Below are 3,939 nucleotides of genomic sequence, written 5' to 3'. Positions count from 1 at the left end.
AGCCTGCTCGCGATAGCGGACTTTCAGTCGATGAGGATGTCGCCTGATGCACCGCTTTCGCGAGCAGGCTCGCTCCCACCTTTATTTTGCATTGACTCAAGAAGGGGAGAAGTACGTTGGACAAAAAGGAAATCAAGCGGCAACTGGTGGCGATGCTCGACGCCGGGCGCTCCAAAACCGAGACGTTCAAGGCGTTCTCCGGTGGGGCGGTCAAGGATCGGGTGCTGGCTTACTGGATTGGTGCCCGGCCCGATCCGGCACTGCGGCAGAAACACTCACGCAAGGTCAGCATCCTGATTGCGCTGACCTGCGTACAGGCCTTGCTGGGTGCGGTGTCCGGGTTTTACCTGGGCGCGATGATCGGTTCTGGTGCGGTCGTGTTTTTCACCCTGTTTGCGGTGTTGGTACCGCTGGCGTTTGCCTGGGGCTTCTACAAAAACGTGGCACAGGCCTACACCATTTACGTGATTCTGACCGTCAGCCAGATTTCGCGGATGTTCAAGGGATATGAAGAAGACCCGGTGATGACCGTGGTCGGCGTCGTTATCACCCTGGGCATGGTGTTCTTCGTCGCCTTGGTAAAAAACCTGTTGTTCCCGGACCTGGGCTTCGTGGGCTCGAAAAAGGTCAAGGGTCAGTACGTTTTCTCTAACTGATCGGCAGGTTGGGGGGGCGGAGTCTTTCACTGGCCTGGATCAATATTCTCTTCTGCGATATCTCCTACCGTAAAAGATCCAAGCCCCTTCTGTGGCTTCGACTACATTGCTTTGACGCGCACCCTGTTGCGCTGTCGAAGTACCGGTGCGAGCCTTTTACCGAGTCGTTGGCCCGCAAGGTGTAGTGCAGCAAGGAGCTGTGGAACCTCACCTGAACTCTCATGGAAGAACATCGCAATGCCTCGCCTAGACAGAATGTTTGATATCCAGCCGCTACCGCGCGCGGATATGACTGTGCATATCAACGGCCAACCGGTCAGCGCCGCCCTCGGTGAAACCGTCCTCTCGGTCATTCAATCCCTTGGCCTGCGCCAGGTGGCCCGTAACGATCACGACCAAATCAGCGGCGCCTATTGCGGCATGGGCGTGTGCCAATGCTGCCTGGTGAAAATCAATGGTCGGCACAAACGTCGCGCCTGTCAGACCGTGGTGCGTGACGGCATGCGGGTCGAAACCCAAGTCAACCGCATCGTTGAGCAGGAGGGTGTATGAGCCTGCTTCCAGTGATCGTCGGCGGTGGGCCGGCAGGGATGGCGGCGGCCATTGAACTGGCCCGGCACGGCGTGCGTTGCACGTTGCTTGAAGAAGCTTCGCGGCTGGGCGGCGTGGTCTATCGCGGACCGTTGCGCGATGGCGTGCAACTGGACTATCTGGGGCCGCGGTACTCGGAGGCGCTGGCCACCTTGCATGGCGAGTTCCAGGCGCACGCAGCGCTGATCGAGGTGCGCCTGAATCACCGCGTGGTCGGTGCCGAAGGCACGCGCGCGTTGGTGGTGCTGGACAGCGAGGAGCAGTTGCAGAAAGTCGACTACCCGCAATTGCTGCTCGCCGCCGGTTGCCATGAACGCAGCGTGCCGTTCCCTGGCTGGACCTTGCCCGGGGTGATCCTGCTGGGCGGCCTGCAATTGCAGATCAAGAGCGGGGTGGTCAAACCTCAAGGCCCCGTGGTGATTGCCGGCACCGGCCCTTTATTGCCGTTGGTGGCCTGTCAGCTGCACGCGTCCGGTGTCAGCGTCGCAGGTGTTTACGAGGCCAGCGCGTTCGGCAAGATCGCTCGGGAAAGCCTGTCACTGCTGAACAAGCCGCAGTTGTTCCTCGATGGCTTGAGCATGCTCGCGTTCCTCAAGCTGCACGGCATCCCCATGCATTACGGCTGGGGCGTGGTGGCGGCGCAGGGCGAAGGAGAGCTGAATGCCGTGACCGTGGCGCCATATTCCAGCACCTGGGTGCCGGACCTGACCCGTGCCGAGCAGATTGCTGCGCAAACCCTGGCGGTTGGCTACGGTTTTATCCCGCGCACCCAACTCAGTCAGCAGATGGGTCTGAACCACGGGTACAGCGACGACGGTTATCTGCGGGCCAGTGCCAATATCTGGCAGCAAAGCAGCGAGCCTCACGTGCACCTGGCCGGTGACATGGGCGGCATTCGCGGTGGTGAAGCGGCGATGCTCGCGGGACGGATTGCGGCCACATCGATCCTGCTGCAACGGGACGTGCTGGACGCGGAACTGGCCCTGGTACGGCGCAATCGCTATTTGTCGAAACTCAAGGCCATCGTGCGCTTTCGCGCGGCGGTCGACCGATACACCGAGCGCGGCGCCGGGCAAACCGCGCTGCCGGCCGCCGATACGGTGATTTGCCGTTGCGAACACGCGACCCGCGCCGACATCGACCGGGCGCTGGAGCAAGGCGTGCAAGACCTGGCCAGCCTGAAAATGCGCACCCGGGTGAGCATGGGCGATTGTCAGGGGCGGATGTGCGTCGGCTATTGCACCGACCGGTTGCGCGAAGTCACCGGTCGGCAAGACGTGGGTTGGTTGCGGCCGCGTTTCCCTATCGATCCGATTCCCTTTTCTGCGTTCCACTCCGTCGGCACGGAGGCCGCGAATCATGAGTAAGTTCTATGACGTGGTCATCGCTGGTGGCGGTGTGATCGGGGCGTCCTGCGCCTATCAGTTATCCAAGCGCAAAAACCTCAAAGTCGCCTTGATCGACTGTAAGCGTCCGGGCAACGCTACCCGCGCGTCAGCCGGCGGCTTGTGGGCGATTGGCGAGTCGGTAGGACTGGGCTGCGGGGTAATTTTCTTTCGCATGATGTCGGCCAACCGCAAGCGTGAAGCCCAGGGTTCGGCGGTGGTGGTGGATTCCAGCACGCCGCACATCCTGCCGCAGTCGTTCTTCGATTTCGCCTTGCAGTCCAACGCGATGTACCCGGCACTGCACCGCGAGTTGAAAGACCGTCACGGGATGGATTTCAAGTTCGAAAAGACCGGCCTGAAATTCGTGATCTACGACGAGGAAGACCGACTCTACGCCGAACACATCGTAGCCTGCATTCCCCATTTGGCCGATCAGGTGCGCTGGCTCGACCAGGCGGCGCTGCGCGCGGCCGAGCCGAGTGTCAGCCATGAGGCGAGCGGGGCGCTGGAATTTCTCTGCGACCATCAAGTCAGTCCATTCCGACTGGCCGATGCCTACACCGAAGGTGCCCGACAGAACGGCGTGGACCTGTATTTCAACACCAACGTCACCGGGGTTTTGCACCAGGGTTCTCGCGTCAGCGGTGTGCAGACGGCCGAAGCCGGAGTGTTTCACTGCAGCACGCTGATCAACGCAGCGGGTGCCTGGGCGGCGGATTTGAGTGAGCAGGCCACCGGTATCCGGATTCCGGTGAAACCGGTGAAGGGGCAGATTCTGCTGACCGAACGCCTGCCGAAAATCCTCAACGGTTGCCTGACCACCAGCGATTGTTATGTGGCGCAGAAAGACAACGGCGAGATCCTGATTGGCAGCACGACGGAGGATAAAGGCTTCGACGTGACCACCACCTACCCGGAAATTGCCGGGCTGGTGCAGGGGGCGGTGCGCTGTCTTCCCGAGCTGGCGGATGTGAATCTCAAACGGACCTGGGCGGGGCTGCGCCCGGGGTCGCCGGATGAGTTGCCGATTCTCGGGCCGATGAAAGGGGTGGAGGGTTATCTGAATGCCTGTGGGCATTTCCGCACGGGGATTCTGACGTCGGCGATTACCGGGGTGCTGCTGGATAAACTGGTTAACAACGAACCGCTGCCGCTGGATATCACACCGTTTTTGGCGGATCGGTTTGCCGAGGAGCGCGTTGGGCTGAAGAAGTTGGCCTGACATTACACCGCGTTATCGTTCTTCGCGGGCAAGCCTCGCTCCTACAAGGACACCAGACCTGTATGATCGAGGCTTTCCCCCG

4 protein-coding genes are annotated in these 3,939 nt (G+C 61.0%); all 4 read left to right on the top strand.

Annotated features, from left to right (window positions below):
* The first annotated feature begins 116 nt into the window (after window positions 1-116).
* The 4 genes from QMX98_RS32955 (at window position 117) to hcnC (ending at window position 3,857) form a co-directional block, all read left to right on the top strand.
* Window positions 117-656, top strand: a complete 540-nt coding sequence (locus tag QMX98_RS32955) for a hypothetical protein (protein ID WP_282412001.1) — start codon at window positions 117-119, stop codon at window positions 654-656.
* A gap of 237 nt (window positions 657-893) precedes the next feature.
* Entirely contained in the window at window positions 894-1,208 is a 315-nt protein-coding gene (gene hcnA, locus QMX98_RS32950) for a cyanide-forming glycine dehydrogenase subunit HcnA (RefSeq protein ID WP_010455211.1), read from the top strand.
* Window positions 1,205-2,614 carry a cyanide-forming glycine dehydrogenase subunit HcnB gene (gene hcnB / locus QMX98_RS32945; RefSeq protein ID WP_282412000.1) on the top strand — a complete coding sequence of 470 codons (1,410 nt, stop codon included), beginning with the start codon at window positions 1,205-1,207 and terminating at the stop codon, window positions 2,612-2,614. The genes hcnA and hcnB overlap by 4 nt, the downstream gene beginning before the upstream one ends.
* Window positions 2,607-3,857 carry a cyanide-forming glycine dehydrogenase subunit HcnC gene (hcnC, locus tag QMX98_RS32940; RefSeq protein ID WP_102594368.1) on the top strand — a complete coding sequence of 417 codons (1,251 nt, stop codon included), beginning with the start codon at window positions 2,607-2,609 and terminating at the stop codon, window positions 3,855-3,857. Before hcnB ends, hcnC begins: the two co-directional genes overlap by 8 nt.
* Window positions 3,858-3,939 lie beyond the last annotated feature (82 nt).

Origin of the sequence: Pseudomonas sp. PS02303 (assembly GCF_029959925.1) — a bacterium.
GTDB lineage: Bacteria > Pseudomonadota > Gammaproteobacteria > Pseudomonadales > Pseudomonadaceae > Aquipseudomonas > Aquipseudomonas mandelii.
This window is presented reverse-complemented; position numbering and strand designations above follow the sequence as displayed.

Coding starts and splice junctions, on each gene's coding strand:
- hcnB (WP_282412000.1), top strand. CDS start 1,205: ATGAGCCTGCTTCCAGTGATCGTCGGCGGTGGGCCGGCAGGGATGGCG.
- hcnA (WP_010455211.1), top strand. CDS start 894: ATGCCTCGCCTAGACAGAATGTTTGATATCCAGCCGCTACCGCGCGCG.
- hcnC (WP_102594368.1), top strand. CDS start 2,607: ATGAGTAAGTTCTATGACGTGGTCATCGCTGGTGGCGGTGTGATCGGG.